The sequence below is a fragment of the Rhizobium sp. AN5 genome, assembly GCF_900215255.1.
GTDB lineage: Bacteria > Pseudomonadota > Alphaproteobacteria > Rhizobiales > Rhizobiaceae > Agrobacterium > Agrobacterium tumefaciens.
In genome coordinates this window covers 1260347-1277500 of sequence record NZ_OCMJ01000003.1, presented here as the reverse complement: position 1 = coordinate 1277500, position 17154 = coordinate 1260347, and the positions used below count along the sequence as shown (strand labels likewise).

The window sequence follows — 17154 nt, the reverse complement described above, 5'->3', positions numbered from 1 at the left end:
TCGTCAACGGCACGAAAGTGGACGCGATGAAAGTGCGCCTGCCGGGCGGCAAATCGCTTTCCGGCGTCGCGCTCGCGCGGTTCTCCGACGAGAGAAAGCGGATCGACAATCTACTCAACATCGAAGAAAAACCCAATCAGGTGGCGAGCCGCTAGTCCGCCGGGTCTCGTGACCAGAGGGACCGCTATACGAAAAAGGGCTCCGTTACCGGAGCCCTTTCGTTTTATGCCGCATCGGCGGTTTCAGTCTCGGCCTCACCCTTTGGGGGCTTGACCTTGAAAAGCAACCGGTCGGTGCCAGAGGTCACCTTGACCCGCGATCCGTCCGGAATCTCGCCGCCGAGGATCATTTCGGCGAGCCTGTCCTGCACCGTTTTCTGGATCACCCGCTTCAGCGGACGTGCGCCGTAGGCCGGATCGTAACCCTTATTGGCAAGCCAGTTGCGGGCATCCTCATCCAGTTCGAGCGTGATCTTGCGATCACCCAGAAGCGAGACGAGGCGCTTGAGCTGAATCTCCACGATTGCACCCATTTCATCGCGGCGCAGGCGATGGAAGAGGATGATATCGTCGATACGGTTGAGGAATTCCGGCCGGAAATGCGACCGGACCCGTTCCATCACCAGATCGCGAACCGAATCCACATCGTCATTGTCGCCCATCTGCGTCATGAATTCCGAACCGAGGTTCGAGGTCATGATGATGATGGTGTTCTTGAAATCGACGGTGCGGCCCTGACCATCGGTCAGACGGCCATCGTCCAGCACCTGCAACAGGACGTTGAACACGTCCGGATGCGCTTTCTCGATCTCGTCGAACAGCACGACCTGATAGGGCCGGCGGCGAACCGCTTCCGTCAACGCACCGCCCTCTTCGTAACCGACATAGCCGGGAGGCGCACCGATAAGCCGGGCAACGGAGTGTTTCTCCATGAATTCCGACATGTCGAGGCGAACCATCGCGGTCTCGTCGTCGAACAGGAACCGGGCGAGCGACTTGGTCAGCTCGGTCTTGCCCACGCCCGTCGGGCCGAGGAAGATGAACGAGCCAATCGGCCGGTTCGGATCCTGAAGACCGGCGCGCGAACGGCGAACCGCCTTGGAAACGGCCTGCACGGCCTCGCCCTGCCCGACCACGGACTTGGCAAGATCGTCTTCCATGCGCAGCAGCTTCTCGCGCTGGCCTTCCAGCATCTTGTCGACAGGAATGCCGGTCCAGCGGGAAACGATGTGGGCGATATTGTCCGCCGTCACCACTTCCTGAACCATCGAGCCAGCACCGCTGCTGTCACGCGCTTCCGCTGCAGCCAGTTCCTTTTCGAGGCCCGGAATGATGCCATAGGTCAATTCACCGGCGCGCTGGAACTGGCCGTTACGCTGGGCACTCGCCAGTTCGTTGCGGGCATCGTCCAGCCGCTTCTTGAGGTCGGCGGCATGGCCGAGCTTCTGCTTTTCCGCCTGCCAGCGGGCCGTCAAGGCATCGGCCTTTTCTTCGGTATCGGCCAGTTCGTCCTCGAGCTTCTTCAGGCGGTCGACGGATGACTGATCCGTCTCCTGCTTCAAGGCTTCGCGTTCGATCTTGAGCTGAATGATCCGGCGATCCAGTTCGTCCAGTTCTTCCGGCTTGGAATCCACCTGCATGCGAAGGCGCGAAGCGGCTTCGTCCATCAGGTCGATTGCCTTGTCTGGCAGGAACCGGTCGGTAATGTAGCGGTTGGAAAGCGTTGCAGCTGCAACCAGGGCCGAATCCGAAATGCGGACCTTGTGGTGCTGTTCGTATTTTTCCTTCAGGCCGCGCAGGATCGAGATCGTGTCCTCAACGGTCGGCTCATCTACGAGCACCGGCTGGAAACGACGGGCAAGGGCCGGATCCTTTTCCACGTGCTTGCGATATTCATCCAGCGTGGTGGCGCCAACGCAGTGCAGTTCACCGCGGGCAAGAGCGGGCTTCAGCAGATTGGACGCATCCATGGCGCCATCGGCCTTGCCGGCACCGACCAGCGTGTGCATCTCGTCGATGAACAGGATGATGCCGCCATTTTCCGCCTGCACTTCGTTCAGGACTGCCTTCAGGCGCTCCTCGAACTCGCCGCGATATTTCGCGCCAGCGATCAGCGCGCCCATATCCAGCGCCATCAGCTTCTTGTCTTTAAGGCTTTCGGGCACATCGCCATTGACGATGCGCAGCGCAAGACCTTCGGCAATCGCCGTTTTACCGACGCCGGGTTCACCGATCAGCACGGGATTGTTCTTGGTGCGGCGTGAAAGCACCTGAATGGTCCGGCGGATTTCGTCGTCACGGCCAATCACCGGGTCGAGCCTGCCTTCGCGGGCTTCCTCCGTCAGATCGCGCGCGAACTTTTTAAGCGCGTCAAAGCCCTGTTCGGCATTGGCGCTGTCAGCCGTGCGGCCCTTGCGGATTTCATTGATGACCTGATTAAGTGCCTGCGCCGTCACGCCGCCCTTTTTCAGGGACGCCGAGGTGGAAGCGGAATTTTCGATCGCCAGCGCCTGCAAAAGACGCTCGACGGTGACGAAACTGTCACCAGCCTTCTTGGCGAGTTCTTCCGCAGTGGAGAACACTTTCGCAAGTGGAGCCGTCAGGGAAAGGCCACCATTGCCGCCGGAAACCTTGGGCAATTTCGCCAGTGCCGCATCGTTGGCCAGACGCACTTCCTTGACGTCGCCGCCAGCCCGCTCGATCAGCGATGCTGCCATGCCCTGCTCGTCATCAAGCAGAACTTTCAGCACATGTTCGGCAGAAAACTGCTGGTGATTTTCTGCGAGCGCAAACGTCTGCGCCGATTGCAGAAAACCGCGAACGCGCTCGGAGTACTTTTCAATATTCATAGTCGAACCTCCATATACCGGCCCGCCCGCTTTCGGCACGGCTCCGGGTGTTTGGGTTGAGGCTCCCTCAAAGGCAAGCCCCGCTACGGCAGTCGCGTTTTACAGATTTCACGATTGCCGCCTCTTGATGGACGGTTACCGCTGCATGCGGCATCCGTCCTTACTGCACGAATATGGGAGGCATTTTCATCGGTTTAAAGGGGAGGAAAACGACTGCCGGGGAAATTTTAGCCGGACTTGATAAGCGTCACGCCCGTTTGCGGCAGTTGCCCTCTTCGAATAGCGCCCAAGCTTTTACGCCGGACCCCAAAAACAAAAAAACTCCGGCGAACCGGAGTTTTTCAATCGCGTGGTATTTTGAAAACCCTGCTTATTCAGCAGCGTTTTCGAGCGTGGCAGGTGTTGCCTCATCACCGGCTGGCGCATCTTCGCCTTCAGCACCCTCGGCACCTTCCGCAGTTGCGGCGCGGCGCGGACGACGCGGGCGTGGGCCGGTGGCGCGGCGGGCCTTTGGTGCGCGTTCAGTCGCTGGCGCTTCCGTCTGCTGCTGCTGTTCCTCGACGGCCACTTCCATGGGCGTGCCTTCTATGACGGGCTGAGGCGCCTGGCTGGCGTCGTATACCGGCTGCTGGCGTTCGTCCGAAGCCTGCGGCTGGCGCGGCTGGCGCTCCTGACGTTCACGGCGGTCCGGACGCTCACGGCGTTCCTGACGCGGCTCTGAACGCTCGGTGCGCTCCTGCCGCTCCGGCTGCTGAACCCGCTCCGGCTGTTCGAACTGCTGCTGCGGTGCACCATCGTCGCCGTCGTTCATATCCATATCGTCGGCATCCGAAGCATTGTATTCGCCACGGTCGTCGCGCTGGAAACGCTCCTGCATCTGGGCCTGAGCGGTGGCGATGATACGATTGTAGTGTTCAGCGTGCTGCAGATAGTTTTCAGCGATAACGCGGTCGCCAGCACTCTGCGCATCCCGCGCAAGGGTGGCGTATTTTTCCGCTATGTGCTGGGCTGTGCCACGAATTTTAACATCGGGACCGGAGCTGTCATAAGTCCTGGTGAGCGGGTTACCGCCCTTGCGGTTGAAGTTGTTGTTGTTACCGCCACCATTGTTATTGTTGTTGTTGCTTCCACGCCCCCGGCCGCGCTTGTTTTGCTGTCCTGGCCTCATCAATTGCTCACCTGAATTCTGTTTTGCTGACAATCTGGTTATTTTCATGCAATTCCGGGCGGAAAACCGCTGGAAACTTTTCCTGAAATTGCTCCATTACGCGCCCTGCTGGAGATAACCCCAGACAAGACCCCGCGTATGACGACCGGTCGCGCAAAATGCTGCAACGAGCCACCTGCGAACAAAGTTTACTGATTCACATGCCGGAAACGCCCAGCCTTCAGGGCTCTCAAAAGAACCCGCTTCGGGACTGACCCATACCCTGACGAATCTAAATTCGTCCTCAGCCACCCGGCATGTGGCGGCAAACTATCCCGCTTCATGCGGAAATCCAAGCCTTTTCTTTTGCTATGCAAAATATCCTTGCAAATAATCCGCAGACGTATCGCGAACAACTATCTCCGGAAGGTCAAGACTCTGTCGTTGTCGCCATAATCCTTCACGGCGTCGAGAAGAGAGAAGCCGTGGGAAGCAAATATAGCGGAAACATCAAGCCTTTGATCGAAACCGATCTCCACACCGACAATCCCGTTTTCCACAAGAAAGCGGCCTGCGTCGGCAGCGATGAGGCGGTACGGTGCAAGGCCGTCCTGACCTCCGTCCAGCGCCGCCATCGGATCGTGATGGCGAACCTCTCGGTCTAGCGTTGTGACGATGTCACTTCTTATATAAGGCGGATTCGACACAATTATGTCAAACCTGCCAGAGATTTTTTTGAACCAGTCGCTACGCATGGTTTCAAAACGCGAGGCGAGACCATTTCGGGCAGCGTTTTTCGCTGCGGTTTCCAGCGCATCGGCGGAGATATCGCTGCCGACGCCCGTTGCTTCCGGACATTCCTTGAGAAGCGCCAGACAGATCGCACCCGTGCCCGTACCCAGATCCAGAATGCGCGCACTGCCCTTGTCGGCAACAGTTTTTTTCAACGCAGGCAATAGCGTATCGACGAGAACTTCCGTATCCGGGCGGGGTTCGAGCGTCTCCTTCGATAAAAGAAGATCGAGCCCGTGAAATTCGCGATGGCCGAGAATACGGTGGACTGGCTCTCCGCCTGCGCGCCTTTCGACCAAGACGGCGATACGGGCGCTTTCTTCCCGAGTGACGGGATGGTCCGGTTTCATCACGAAATCGGTCAGTGAAAAACCGGTAACGTCGGCAACCAGCAGGCGCGCATCAAGCAGCGGATCGGCGATGCCCGCCGCCTGCAGCCGTTTGCGGGCTGCGGCAAGCTCGGTCGCGACGGTCCCGTCAGCGCCGCCACTCAAAGCTGTTGTTCGCCAAGCTGGGCAAGCTGGCCGGCCTGATAATCAGCAATCAGCGCGTCGACAAGCTCGTCGATCTCGCCCTCGATCATCCGGTCGAGCTTGTAGAGGGTCAGGTTGATGCGGTGATCGGTGACCCGCCCCTGCGGAAAATTGTAAGTGCGGATGCGCTCGGAACGGTCGCCGGAACCGACCTGGCTTTTGCGGTCGGCTGAACGCTCGCTTTCCACCTTCTGGCGCTCGATGTCGTAAAGACGCGAACGCAGAACCTGCATGGCCTTGGCGCGGTTCTGGTGCTGCGACTTTTCAGAACTGGTAACGATCAAACCCGTCGGAAGATGGGTGATGCGAACGGCGGAGTCGGTGGTATTGACGTGCTGGCCGCCTGCGCCCGAAGCGCGCATCGTGTCGATACGGATGTCTTCCGGGCGGATTTCGACATCGATATCCTCCGCCTCCGGCAGCACGGCAACGGTGGCTGCCGAGGTGTGGATGCGGCCGCTCGCTTCTGTTTCCGGCACGCGCTGCACCCGGTGCACGCCGGATTCGAATTTCAGCTTGGAAAACACCCCTCGCCCGCTGATCGTGGCGATGATTTCCTTGTAACCGCCCGCCTCGCCTTCGCTTGCGGAAAGAACTTCAACTTTCCAGCCCTTGGCTGAAGCGAAGCGCTCATACATGCGAAACAGATCGCCGGCGAAAAGTGCCGCTTCGGATCCGCCCGTGCCGGCGCGGATTTCGAGGATGGCGCTTTTTTCGTCCGCCGCATCCTTGGGAAGCAGCAGGACCTGCATTTCCTTCTCAAGCTCGCCGATTCGGGCCTCGACCTCCGGCAGCTCCATTTCCGCCAGATCGCGCATGTCCTTGTCGGTCGTCTTGTCGGCAAGCAGCGCCTGGAGATCGGCGGCCTCGGAGACCGCCTTTTCGTATTCGCGGACTTTTTTTACCACCGGCTCTAGTTCGGAATATTCCGAAGCCAGCTTCACATAGACATCCGCTGCCGGACCAGCCGACATCCGCGCTTCGATCTCTCCGAAACGCCTTTCCAACTCGCGCATTTTTTCGACGGGAAGCTTCGCCACCAGTCACTCCGATTATGAAACAGGTCTTTTAAATGGGAATGGAATGCGTCGCGGCAAAGCGTAACAACACCTCGCGCGCGCTTTCCAGCGAATTATGATCGTCGAGCGCAGCGTTCAGCTCATCGGCAAGGCGCGCGGCATCAAGCCCGAGAAGCATGGCCTTCACCGGACCGATCGCCGTCGGCGACATGGAAACCGAACGGAAACCAAGGCCGATCAAAGCCATGGCCGAAAGTGGCTTGCTTGCCATTTCGCCGCAAAGCGTGACCGAGGTGTGGTGCTTTTCGCCAGCGCGCACGATATCGCGCAGAATGCGCAGGAACGGCTTGCCAAGATTGTCGAAACGATCCGAAACCCTTGCATTGCCGCGATCGACCGCCATCGAAAACTGGAACAGGTCGTTCGAACCGACGGAGACGAAATCCACTTCCTGCATCAGCTCATCGAGCTGCCACATCAGCGAAGGTACTTCCAGCATCGCACCGAATTGCAGCTTTTTCGGAAGGGCATGGCTGAATTTCGAAAGATGCTGCACTTCCTTCTGAAGCAGATCGCGAGCAGCGCGGATTTCGGAAACCTCCGTCACCATCGGCAACATCATGCGTAGTTCAGCACCTGAGGCAGCACGCAGAAGCGCGCGCATCTGCGTGCGCATAAGACCCGGACGGTCGAGCGACAGGCGGATCGCCCGCCAGCCCAGCGCCGGGTTTTCCTCTTCCTGGCCGCGCATATAGGAAACCACCTTGTCGCCGCCGATATCCAGCGTGCGGAAGGTAACGCTCTTGCCCTTGGCCTGCCGCAACACGGACCGGTAGAACGCTTCCTGCTCCTCGCCCTTGGGCATGTTGGAGGCGATCATGAACTGCAGCTCGGTGCGGAACAGGCCGATGCCATCGGCGCCGGATTCCTCGAGCTGCGGCAGGTCTACGAGAAGACCCGCATTCATCTTGAGGTTGACCTTCTGGCCATCCTTGGTGATCGGCTCGACATTGCGAAGCGCGCGGAACTGCTCCTGGCGCTTGGCGCGCAGGCGCACTTTTTCCTCATAGGCGCGCTGCAAATCCGACATCGGGCGCAAATGCACCTGGCCGTCATCGCCGTCGATGATGATGGGATCGTTATTTTCAGCAAGGGCGACGATGCCTGTCGCCTGCCCGATGATCGGAATGCCCATGGCGCGCGCCACGATGACGACGTGGCTCGTCACCGCACCGTCTTCGAGCACCAGGCCGCGCAATTTCTCACGCGGGTAATCCAGCAATTCGGCGGCACCCATGGCGCGGGCCAGAACGATGGCGTCCAGCGGAAAATCATGCTCGGGGCTTCGACCGCCGAAACCGATCAGCTGGCGCAGCAGCCGGTTGGCGAGATCGTCGAAATCATGCATGCGCTCGCGAAGATAGGGATCGGTCAGGCGCATCATGCGCGCCTTTGTGTCGCTCTGAACTTTCTCGACCGCAGCTTCCGCCGTCAGGCCGTTGCGGATCGCTTCTTCCATGCGCCGCACCCAGCCCTGATCGTGGGCGAACATGCGGTAGGTCTCGAGAACCTCGCGATGCTCGCCTTCGGTCGGGACGTCGCGGCGCTGCAACATGTCGTCGATCGACAGGCGCAGCGAACCGATGGCGTCGGCAAGACGCAGGATTTCGGTATCGGCATCCTCATTCAGCAGATTGGTGACAACGATTCGGGGGTCGTGCAGCACCACGTGACCAAGACCGATGCCTTCGCCATAAGCATCGCCATCAATGGAAACGGCACGCGTCAGGTCCAGCTCCACACCGGGGCGGGTGATCTTTTTCAATTCACCGCTCGCCACTATTTCAGCGATGAGCATCGCGGTTGTCTCGAGCGCCTCAACTTCATCCTCCCGGTATGTTCGGCTGACCTTGTTCTGGACCACAAGAACGCCAAGAGTGCGACCGGAGCGCAAAATCGGCACGCCGAGGAAGGAATGATAAATTTCCTCACCGGTTTCAGGAAGATAGCGGAAAGCCGGATGCGCCTGCGCATCGGAAAGATTGAGAGGTTGGGCGGAAGCGGCAATGGTGCCGACAAGACCCTGCCCCATTTTCAGCTGGGCAAGATGCACGGCATCCTTGTTGAGACCTTCGGTGGCGTAAAGCTCCAGCACGCTGTCGGAACGCAGCACGTAGACCGAGCAAACCTCCGCCACCATGTTGCTGGCTATCTGACGGACGATCTGGTCCAGACGGTCCTGCGGCTCAAGGTGCTCCGCCATCATTTCGCGCAGCCGCTTTAGCAGGACGCGCGGACCTGCAGAAAGGTCTCTCATCGCGTTTGCTCCCCGACGCTTCCGATCCGAATGTCATAATATTCGAGAATCAAAACGTCATTTAAAAAATTTATAGCGCGAGAAGCGCGTCCCGCAAGGGACACGCTTTCATGAAACGCCACATCGGAAGAACGCAACCCCGAAGAATCGGAGCATCGGGAACCGATGTCTCGAACTTAGTTCTTATCGAGACCGTAAGCAGAATGCAAAGTGCGAACGGCCAGTTCGGCATAGGCACCGTCGATCAGGATCGAAATCTTGATCTCGGAGGTGGTGATGGCCTTGATGTTGATGTTCTTCTCGGCAAGCGCCTTGAAGGCGCTGGCAGCAACGCCAGCATGGCTGCGCATGCCGATACCGATGACCGAAACCTTGGCAAGGCCGGTCTCGTTCTGCGCGACGTCGAAGCCGATCTGGGCCTTGTTCTCGTCCAGAACGCGCAGAGCCTTGGCAACGTCGCCCGAAGGAACGGTGAAGGTCATGTCGGTGCGCGACCCATCTTCGGAGATGTTCTGCACGATCATGTCGACATTGATATGCGCTTCGGCCAGCGGCCCGAAGATCGCGGCGGAGACGCCCGGACGGTCGGCCACGCGGCGCAGCGAGATCTGTGCTTCATCCTTGGCATAGGCGATGCCGGTTACGACTTCCTGTTCCACGATTTCTTCCTCGTCACAAATCAAAGTACCGGGCGGGTTGATGAGGTCACCCATGCCCGGCGCATCGGGATCCTCGAAACTGGAGCGAACGAAGGTGCGCACCTTGTGTACCATGGCAAGCTCGACGGAGCGAACCTGCAGAACCTTCGCACCGAGAGACGCCATTTCGAGCATTTCCTCGAAAGCGATCTTCTTCATGCGGCGAGCCTTGGGCTCGATGCGCGGATCGGTGGTGTAGACGCCATCGACATCGGTATAGATATCGCAACGGTCCGCCTTGACGGCGGCGGCGATGGCAACGGCTGATGTGTCCGAACCGCCGCGACCGAGCGTCGCAATGCGGTTATCCGGGCCGATGCCCTGGAAACCGGCAACAACGGCAACCTGGCCCTCGCCCATGCGGTGAACAATATCCGAACCGTCAATCTCGAGAATGCGGGCGGCACCATGTGCATTGTCTGTGCGGATCGGAATCTGCCAGCCCTGCCAGGAGCGCGCGTTGATGCCCATGGATTGCAGCGTGATCGCCAGAAGACCCGATGTCACCTGCTCGCCGGATGCAACGACCGCGTCATATTCGCGTGCATCGTAAAAGGAGGCGGCGTTGGCGCCGGCCACCTTCGCAGCATTCTGCACCCAGTCCACCAACTCGTTGGTTTTACCGGACATGGCGGAAACGACCACGGCCACTTCATGGCCGGCATCCACTTCGCGTTTCACATGCCGTGCGACATTGTGAATGCGTTCGAGGTTCGCGACGGACGTGCCGCCGAATTTCATGACAATGCGAGCCATAGCCTTGACCAGTACCATCCCTTTTTTCCGCCAGCCATTTTTCAGGTGCGGACAAGAACAAACCCAGTCGGCTCTTTTTTTGATAAAGAGCCTCAAGTTGCGGGTCTCTTAGCGAAAAGGCGGGGGGCACGCAATGCCGTTTATGAACCATGCGGTACGCCTTTTTTTATAGCCCCGGCGAAAGAAGATGTCGGGATGGAATGGGCGACCGCATGCGGCGCTGTGAAAGAGCGTACCGCAGTGCACTGTACAAACGGGCCTATTCGCAGTATGGAGCGCGGCAATGCAACCGGCCAGATGGCCGTAATGGCCTGCATCGGCTGCCCCGGAGACTTTAGGACCTATTGGTTTCGGGCGGATGCAGGCAGCTTCATATCCGAAAGACGGTAGATGACAGACACCCAGGGTATCGCCCCGGCGATCGCGCAGGCGTTGGAAAAACGCGGCTACAAAGATTTGACCCCCGTGCAGAAGGCCATGCTTTCGCCGGAACTCGCCGACAAGGACGCGCTGGTTTCCGCGCAGACCGGCTCCGGCAAGACAGTTGCCTTCGGCATTGCGCTCGCGACCACGCTACTGTCGGAAAACACCCGTTTCGGCCAGGCTTCCGCGCCGCTGGCACTCGCCATTGCGCCAACCCGCGAACTGGCCATGCAGGTCAAGCGCGAGCTGGAATGGCTTTATGAATTCGCCGGCGTATCGATCGCGTCCTGCGTTGGCGGCATGGATATCCGCAGCGAACGACGCGCACTGGAGCGCGGCGCGCATATTATCGTCGGCACCCCCGGCCGCCTCTGCGACCACATCAAGCGCGGCGCGCTCGATCTGTCGTCGCTACGCGCCGTGGTACTGGACGAGGCCGACGAGATGCTCGATCTCGGCTTCCGCGAAGATCTGGAATTCATTCTGGAAGAATCGCCGGCTAACCGCCGCACGCTGATGTTCTCGGCCACCGTTCCGCGCAGCATCGCCAAGCTTGCCGAAAGCTACCAGAAGAACGCCGTTCGCATCGCCACCGCTTCAGAACAGAAGCAGCATGTGGACATCGAATACCGCGCCTTGCTGGTGACCGGCTCCGACCGCGAAAACGCCATCATCAATGCGCTGCGCTTTTACGAAGCCCGCAACGCCATCGTTTTCTGCTCCACCCGTGCGGCCGTAAATCATCTGACGGCCCGTCTGAACAATCGCGGCTTTTCCGTCGTGGCTCTGTCAGGCGAACTGACCCAGAACGAACGTACCCATGCGCTTCAGGCAATGCGTGACGGTCGCGCCCGGGTTTGCGTGGCGACTGACGTTGCTGCACGCGGCATCGACCTGCCTGGCCTCGAACTGGTTATCCACGCCGACCTGCCGACCAATTCGGAAACGCTTCTCCACCGTTCCGGTCGTACCGGCCGCGCCGGGCAGAAGGGCGTCAGCGCCATCGTGGTGCCTGTCAACCAGCGCCGCAAGGCCGAACGCCTTCTGGAAGGTGCCAAGGTCAGCGCAGCATGGGTTCGCCCGCCTTCGGTCGAAGAGATCGTTGAACGCGACGGCGCCCGGCTTCTGGCAGACCCGGCTCTCACCGAGGCCGTGGCCGACGACGAGCGCGATTTCGTCAAGCAGCTGCTCGAGCAGCATGGCGCGGAAAAAGTAGCAGCCGCCTTCGTGCGCCTTTACCACGCCGGACGTTCCGCCCCGGAAGACATCACCGAAGTCGCGCTGGACAATACCCGCAAACCGCGCCGCGACAGCTTCGAAACCCCCGAAAACGACGCGCCGCGCCGCGAACGTTCCGACTTTTCCGACAGCGCTTGGTTTTCGCTTTCGGTGGGCCGCAAGCAGAGCGCCGAGCCGCGCTGGCTCATCCCCATGCTCTGCCGCTTCGGCAAGATCACCCGTCAGGATATCGGCGCCATCCGTATGCAGCAGACGGAGACCTTCGTGGAACTGGCGGCCGATGCCGTCGATCGTTTCACCTCCGCCATCGGCAAGGACATGATGCTCGAAAAGGGCATTCGTCTGAAGGCGCTGGAAGGCAAGCCGGAAATGACCGGCAGTGTTCGTGAGGACACCCGCCCGGCCACGGCCCAGCGGAAGTTCAACAAACCCAATAACGCTGGCGGTGCAGCCGACGACCGCAAGGGCGACGACAAGCCCTGGAAAAAGAAAAAGACCTTCGGCGACAAGCCCAAATTCGAAGGCAAGAAGGACCGGCCTTTCGAAAAGCGCGGGCCGAAGCCGGCAAAGGGCTGAGGCGCGGGTCAGTACCGCGCCGTTAGATCCTCGGCTTAAGGCCGAGGATGATGCCAAGTAACTGGCAAACTTCATCACAAAAAAAGCCCCGCTTTTGCGGGGCTTTTTATTGTCTTGATGGATCAGAACGTCAGGGCGCGATCGCCATTTTCGTCCTTGATACGGCTTGGAAGGCCGATCTTGTTCAGAAGGTTCAGGAAAGGCTGCGGTGGCAGTTCTTCCACATTGGCCATTTGCTTCACATCCCACTCGCCGGTGGCAATCAGCATGGCGGCAGCGACCGGAGGAACGCCGGCGGTGTAGGAAATGCCCTGCGATCCAACTTCCTCGTAAGCTTCCTTGTGGTCGGCCACGTTGTAGATGAAGACTTCGCGTTCCTTGCCATCCTTGATGCCCTTGACGACATCGCCGATGCAGGTCTTGCCGACATAGTCGGGTGCAAGCGAAGAGGGATCCGGCAATACGGCCTTGACCACCTTCAACGGCACGACTTCCAGACCTTCGGCAGTCTTGACCGGCTTTTCGGAGAGAAGACCGAGGTTCTTCAGCACGGTGAAGACGTTGATGTAGTGATCGCCAAAGCCCATCCAGAAGCGCACATCGGCACCGTCCATGTTTTTGGACAGCGAATGCACTTCGTCATGGCCGGTCATATAGGCCTTCTGCTTGCCGACAACCGGCAGATCGAATTCCTGGCCGACCTCGAACATCTGGTTCGTCTGCCACTGGCCATTCTGCCAGGAATAGACGACACCGGTGAATTCGCGGAAGTTGATTTCCGGATCGAAGTTGGTGGAGAACCAGCGGCCATGGCTGCCGGCATTGATATCAACGATATCGACCGAAGTGACCTTGTCGAAATATTCATCCTTGGCAAGGCGGGCATAGGCATTGACCACGCCGGGATCGAAACCGACGCCGAGCAGTGCCGTTACGCCCTTTTCCTTGCATTCGGCAGCGCGCTTCCACTCGTAGTTTCCGTACCACGGCGGCGCCTCGCAAATCTTGGTGGGATCCTCGTGGATCGCCGTATCCATATAAGCAACACCCGTGTCCATGCAGGCACGAAGAACGGACATGTTGACGAAAGCCGAACCGACGTTGATGACGATCTCTACGCCGGTTTTCGTAATCAAGGCTTTCGTCGCCTCGATATCCATCGCGTCAAGCGCATGGGCCTCAAGTTTCACATCTGTCTTGAGGCTCTTCTTTTCGCGTACGGACTCGACAATCTTGCGGCACTTTTCCAAAGTCCGTGACGCAATATGAATGTCTCCCAATACATCGCTGTTCTGGGCGCATTTATGCGCCACGACCTGTGCTACGCCACCGGCGCCGATGATCAGAACGTTCTTCTTCATTTCAGGTGATGCCTCCTTTTCCCCGCAGGGATCAGCTTCGTTTCATGTTAAAACAGGGTTTAAGACAGGCTTTGCTCGAAATCGGCAAAGTCGAATTCGCGAACGGCACGCACGCTGCCATCGAGTTCCTTGATGGCAATCGCCGGCATCTTCACGCCATTGAACCAGTTCTTCTTGACCATGGTGTAGCCGGCCGCATCCTCAAAGGAGATACGATCACCGACCTTCAGCTCCTTGTCGAACCGGAAGTCGCCGAAAATATCGCCCGCAAGGCAGGATTTGCCGCAGACCATGTAGGGATGTTCGCCCTCGTTCGGCAAAACCTTGGCGGTTTCGCGATAGATCAGGAGGTCGAGCATATGCGCTTCGATGGAGCTGTCGACGATGGCGAGGTTCTTGCCATTGAACAGCGTGTCGAGAACCGTCACTTCAAGCGTCGTGCTCTTGGTGATCGAGGCTTCGCCGGGCTCAAGATAGACCTGAACGCCGTATTTTTCCGAAAAAGCCGCCAGGCGATCGCAGAACTGGTCGAGCGGATAGTTGTCGCCGGTAAAATGGATGCCGCCGCCGAGGCTGACCCATTCCGCACGCGACAGGAGCGATCCGAATTTCTCTTCGATCTGCGTCAACATGCGGTCGAACAGAGAAAAATCGCCGTTTTCGCAATTGTTGTGGATCATGAAGCCGGAAATCCGGTCCATGACCTTGTCGACCTTGGCGACATCCCATTCGCCGAGACGGCTGAAGGGACGTGCGGGATCCGCAAGATCGAAGCTCGAGGAGCTGACCTGCGGATTGAGGCGCAGACCCCGGGTGATACCGGAGGCCTTTTCTGCAAAGCGCTCAAGCTGGCTGATGGAATTGAAGATGATCTTGTCCGCGTTCGAAATCACCTCGTCGATTTCGTAATCGGCATAGGCGACGGAATAGGCGTGGGTTTCGCCATTGAATTTCTCGCGGCCCAGACGCACTTCATAAAGCGACGACGAGGTGGTGCCGTCCATATATTGCGACATGAAATCGAATACGGACCATGTTGCAAAGCACTTCAGCGCCAGTAGCGCCTTGGCGCCGGATTTTTCCCGCACATAGGCAATCTTCTCCATGTTGCGAAGAAGTTTTGTCTTGTCGATGAGGTAATAGGGCGTCTGAAGCATGGCGTTTCACATATTGATTGAAGTCAAGGTCCATCTGGATGATGGGCCTTATATGATGCTTGTTACAGGAAAACAAATGTCCGGCACCGAATTCCCGGAAAATTGCCCCCGCCGCGAAATCCGCGGGAGAAAACTCGCCAAGCTGCGGAACCAAGCACGCATCGGCGCGTTTGAATGGCGGACAATCGGGTTTACGGCTGCCGCAACGAAAGTTCGTAAGCGTCGGCATTCATCCGCGGCGGCAGTCTTTTTGACCTGACGCCATTTCCATCAACGATGTTCCAGGAAGGACTTCACCCATGGCAAGCGTGCGTAGCAGCGTCAACGACAAGATCCAGCAATCCCTCGAAAACGGCGATGCAGCCGATGTGGCAGCACAGCTTGCCCAACTTCGCGAAGATCTGGCAAATCTTGCCAAGAGCGTTAAGGCGCTGGGCGTTGGAGCCTCGCATGAACTGAAGGCGCAGGCCGCCCGCGTGGCCGACGACGCACTGACCGCTTCCGGCGAGATGGCCGACAGCGTTCGCAACGAAATTTCCTCGCTGAACGACAATCTGACGGATCAGGTCCAGAAGAACCCGCTGCAGTCCCTCGGCATTGCCGTTGGTGTCGGTTTCGTGCTCGCTCTCCTCACACGTCGATAAGGCCGCATCATGCTTGAGGCATTGCTGGTCTATCTGGGAGACACCCAGCGTGAAGGACGCGTCGTGACGCGGCGCCTGCGCGCCACGATAATCCTTTGGGTGCTGACCGGGATATTCTTCCTGATCGCCTTCGTAGCGGCTGTCGTGGCGGGGTCCATCTATCTTGCCCGGCATGTCGGCGCAGGGCCGGCCGCGCTTGTGGTAGCCGGTACGGCGTTTCTGCTTGGTGTCATCATGCTGGTGGCGCTTGCGATCGTCAAACGTCCGAGAGCCTATGTTGCAAGACGACCCGTCGCATCCTTGACGGCGGCTCCCTTGACCGCAGCACCTCTGGCTCTGCAATCGCTGCTGACGCTGGCGATCCAGGCGCGCCCCTATGCGACGCTCGCCGTTGCCATGGCTGCCGGCTTTCTGGCAACCAGAGCCAATACCAGGAAAAAGAAATAGGCACGCCTTCGGGCGCGTTTAATGCTCTTCGTCAAACTCTCATTTGCTGCTGCGCATCCAGACCATGGATGCGCAGTTTTTTTTATGTTACCCGCGATGGATAGACTGGCTGATGGTGCCCAGTGCCAAGCCGCCCTTATTTGAACAAAGTGAAATACAGTCTCCCGCACGTCCCGTTTTTTTTCTGAAAGGCAATTGATGAAGAAGAAAGTCCTTGTCGTCGGCGGTGCCGGCTATATCGGTTCGCATACCTGCCTTCTCCTGTCTGAGCGGGGATATGAACCGGTTGTTTTCGACAATCTGTCCAATGGACATGAGGAATTCGTCCGCTGGGGACCCTTCGAGCAGGGCGACATTCGCGACCGCGCACGCCTGGACGAGGTTTTCGCCAGGCACCAGCCGGAGGCCGTACTCCACTTTGCGGCGCTGATTGAAGTCGGCGAATCCGTCAAGCAACCCGTGGCCTTCTACGACAACAACGTCATCGGTTCGCTCAACCTGCTGTCTGCCGCCATCGATGCCGGGGTCACGGCATTTGTTTTCTCCTCCACCTGCGCCACCTACGGTTTGCCGGAACAGGTGCCGATTGACGAGACGCACCGCCAGGCGCCGATCAACCCCTACGGCCGCACCAAATGGGTAGTCGAGCAAGCGCTGAAGGATTACAGCACCTATAAGGGGCTGCGCTCGGTGATGCTGCGCTATTTCAACGCCGCAGGTGCAGATTTCGAAGGCCGCATCGGCGAATGGCACAAGCCGGAAACCCACGCAATCCCGCTCGCCATCGAGGCGGCACTCGGTCGGCGTCAGGGCTTCAAGGTGTTCGGCACGGATTATGACACCCGCGACGGCACCTGCGTGCGTGACTACATCCATATTCTCGATCTTGCCGACGCCCATGTGCGGGCGGTGGACTATCTGCTGGCGGGCGGTGAAACGGTTGAACTCAACCTCGGCACCGGCACCGGTACGACAGTGAAGGAGTTGCTGGCGGCGATTTCGGATGTATCCGGCCGTCCCTTCCCGGTGGAATATACCGACCGCCGCGATGGCGATTCCACCACTCTTGTCGCCAATAACGACAAGGCAAAGGCGGTGTTGGGCTGGGAGCCGCGTTATTCCCTGTCTGATATCATCAAATCCGCCTGGGCCTGGCATTCCTCGCGCAACGCCGGGGACTGAGCGAACGCAATTTAA

The 17154-nt window shown here is 58.8% G+C and carries 14 protein-coding genes (1 of these 14 running past the window's edge); 6 read left to right on the top strand and 8 right to left on the bottom strand.

The window, feature by feature from the left end:
• Window positions 1-155: the final stretch of a M23 family metallopeptidase gene (locus tag CRP02_RS09315; protein ID WP_004432116.1), read on the top strand. Its footprint begins 1792 nt before the window's first position; 155 of the gene's 1947 nt are visible here — the last part of the coding sequence; its start codon lies off the left edge, out of view; its stop codon occupies window positions 153-155.
• A 68-nt stretch (window positions 156-223) separates the two neighbouring features.
• Here CRP02_RS09315 and clpB read toward each other — a convergent pair whose 3' ends face one another.
• From clpB to CRP02_RS09285, 6 genes are all read right to left on the bottom strand, one after another.
• The gene (gene clpB, locus CRP02_RS09310) at window positions 224-2848 is read right to left on the bottom strand and encodes an ATP-dependent chaperone ClpB (RefSeq protein ID WP_097170880.1); all 2625 of its coding nucleotides are present in this window, start codon (window positions 2846-2848) and stop codon (window positions 224-226) included.
• A gap of 370 nt (window positions 2849-3218) precedes the next feature.
• The gene (locus CRP02_RS09305) at window positions 3219-4016 is read right to left on the bottom strand and encodes a DUF4167 domain-containing protein (protein ID WP_097170879.1); all 798 of its coding nucleotides are present in this window, start codon (window positions 4014-4016) and stop codon (window positions 3219-3221) included.
• A gap of 395 nt (window positions 4017-4411) precedes the next feature.
• Entirely contained in the window at window positions 4412-5281 is an 870-nt protein-coding gene (gene prmC, locus CRP02_RS09300; RefSeq protein WP_097170878.1) for a peptide chain release factor N(5)-glutamine methyltransferase, read from the bottom strand.
• Window positions 5278-6360 (bottom strand): peptide chain release factor 1, encoded by a 1083-nt coding sequence (prfA, locus tag CRP02_RS09295; protein ID WP_013762139.1) that lies wholly within the window; start codon window positions 6358-6360, stop codon window positions 5278-5280. The genes prmC and prfA overlap by 4 nt, the downstream gene beginning before the upstream one ends.
• Before the next feature lie 28 nt (window positions 6361-6388).
• On the bottom strand, window positions 6389-8656 hold the full coding sequence (gene ptsP / locus CRP02_RS09290) for a phosphoenolpyruvate--protein phosphotransferase (RefSeq protein WP_097099667.1): 2268 nt from the start codon (window positions 8654-8656) through the stop codon (window positions 6389-6391).
• Between the two features lie 176 nt (window positions 8657-8832).
• Window positions 8833-10110 (bottom strand): aspartate kinase, encoded by a 1278-nt coding sequence (locus CRP02_RS09285; protein ID WP_004432098.1) that lies wholly within the window; start codon window positions 10108-10110, stop codon window positions 8833-8835.
• Between the two features lie 390 nt (window positions 10111-10500).
• On the opposite strand from CRP02_RS09285, the gene CRP02_RS09275 reads away from it, so the two are divergent.
• A complete protein-coding gene (locus CRP02_RS09275; RefSeq protein WP_097170877.1) occupies window positions 10501-12348 on the top strand; it encodes a DEAD/DEAH box helicase in 1848 nt (615 codons plus the stop codon).
• Between the two features lie 122 nt (window positions 12349-12470).
• Here the strand turns inward: CRP02_RS09275 and CRP02_RS09270 are convergent, their stop codons facing one another.
• Window positions 12471-13709 carry a saccharopine dehydrogenase family protein gene (locus CRP02_RS09270; protein ID WP_013762136.1) on the bottom strand — a complete coding sequence of 413 codons (1239 nt, stop codon included), beginning with the start codon at window positions 13707-13709 and terminating at the stop codon, window positions 12471-12473.
• A 59-nt stretch (window positions 13710-13768) separates the two neighbouring features.
• Window positions 13769-14866: a carboxynorspermidine decarboxylase gene (nspC, locus tag CRP02_RS09265; RefSeq protein WP_097170876.1), complete on the bottom strand. Its 1098-nt coding sequence runs from the start codon at window positions 14864-14866 to the stop codon at window positions 13769-13771.
• On the opposite strand from nspC, the gene CRP02_RS09260 reads away from it, so the two are divergent.
• From CRP02_RS09260 to galE, 4 genes are all read left to right on the top strand, one after another.
• Window positions 14865-15125 (top strand): hypothetical protein, encoded by a 261-nt coding sequence (locus CRP02_RS09260; RefSeq protein ID WP_097099670.1) that lies wholly within the window; start codon window positions 14865-14867, stop codon window positions 15123-15125. The genes nspC and CRP02_RS09260 overlap by 2 nt on opposite strands.
• 40 nt (window positions 15126-15165) lie before the next feature.
• Entirely contained in the window at window positions 15166-15510 is a 345-nt protein-coding gene (locus tag CRP02_RS09255) for a DUF883 family protein (protein ID WP_004432077.1), read from the top strand.
• A 9-nt stretch (window positions 15511-15519) separates the two neighbouring features.
• Window positions 15520-15957, top strand: a complete 438-nt coding sequence (locus CRP02_RS09250; protein ID WP_065702978.1) for a hypothetical protein — start codon at window positions 15520-15522, stop codon at window positions 15955-15957.
• A gap of 198 nt (window positions 15958-16155) precedes the next feature.
• Window positions 16156-17139 carry a UDP-glucose 4-epimerase GalE gene (galE, locus tag CRP02_RS09245; RefSeq protein WP_065702975.1) on the top strand — a complete coding sequence of 328 codons (984 nt, stop codon included), beginning with the start codon at window positions 16156-16158 and terminating at the stop codon, window positions 17137-17139.
• Window positions 17140-17154 lie beyond the last annotated feature (15 nt).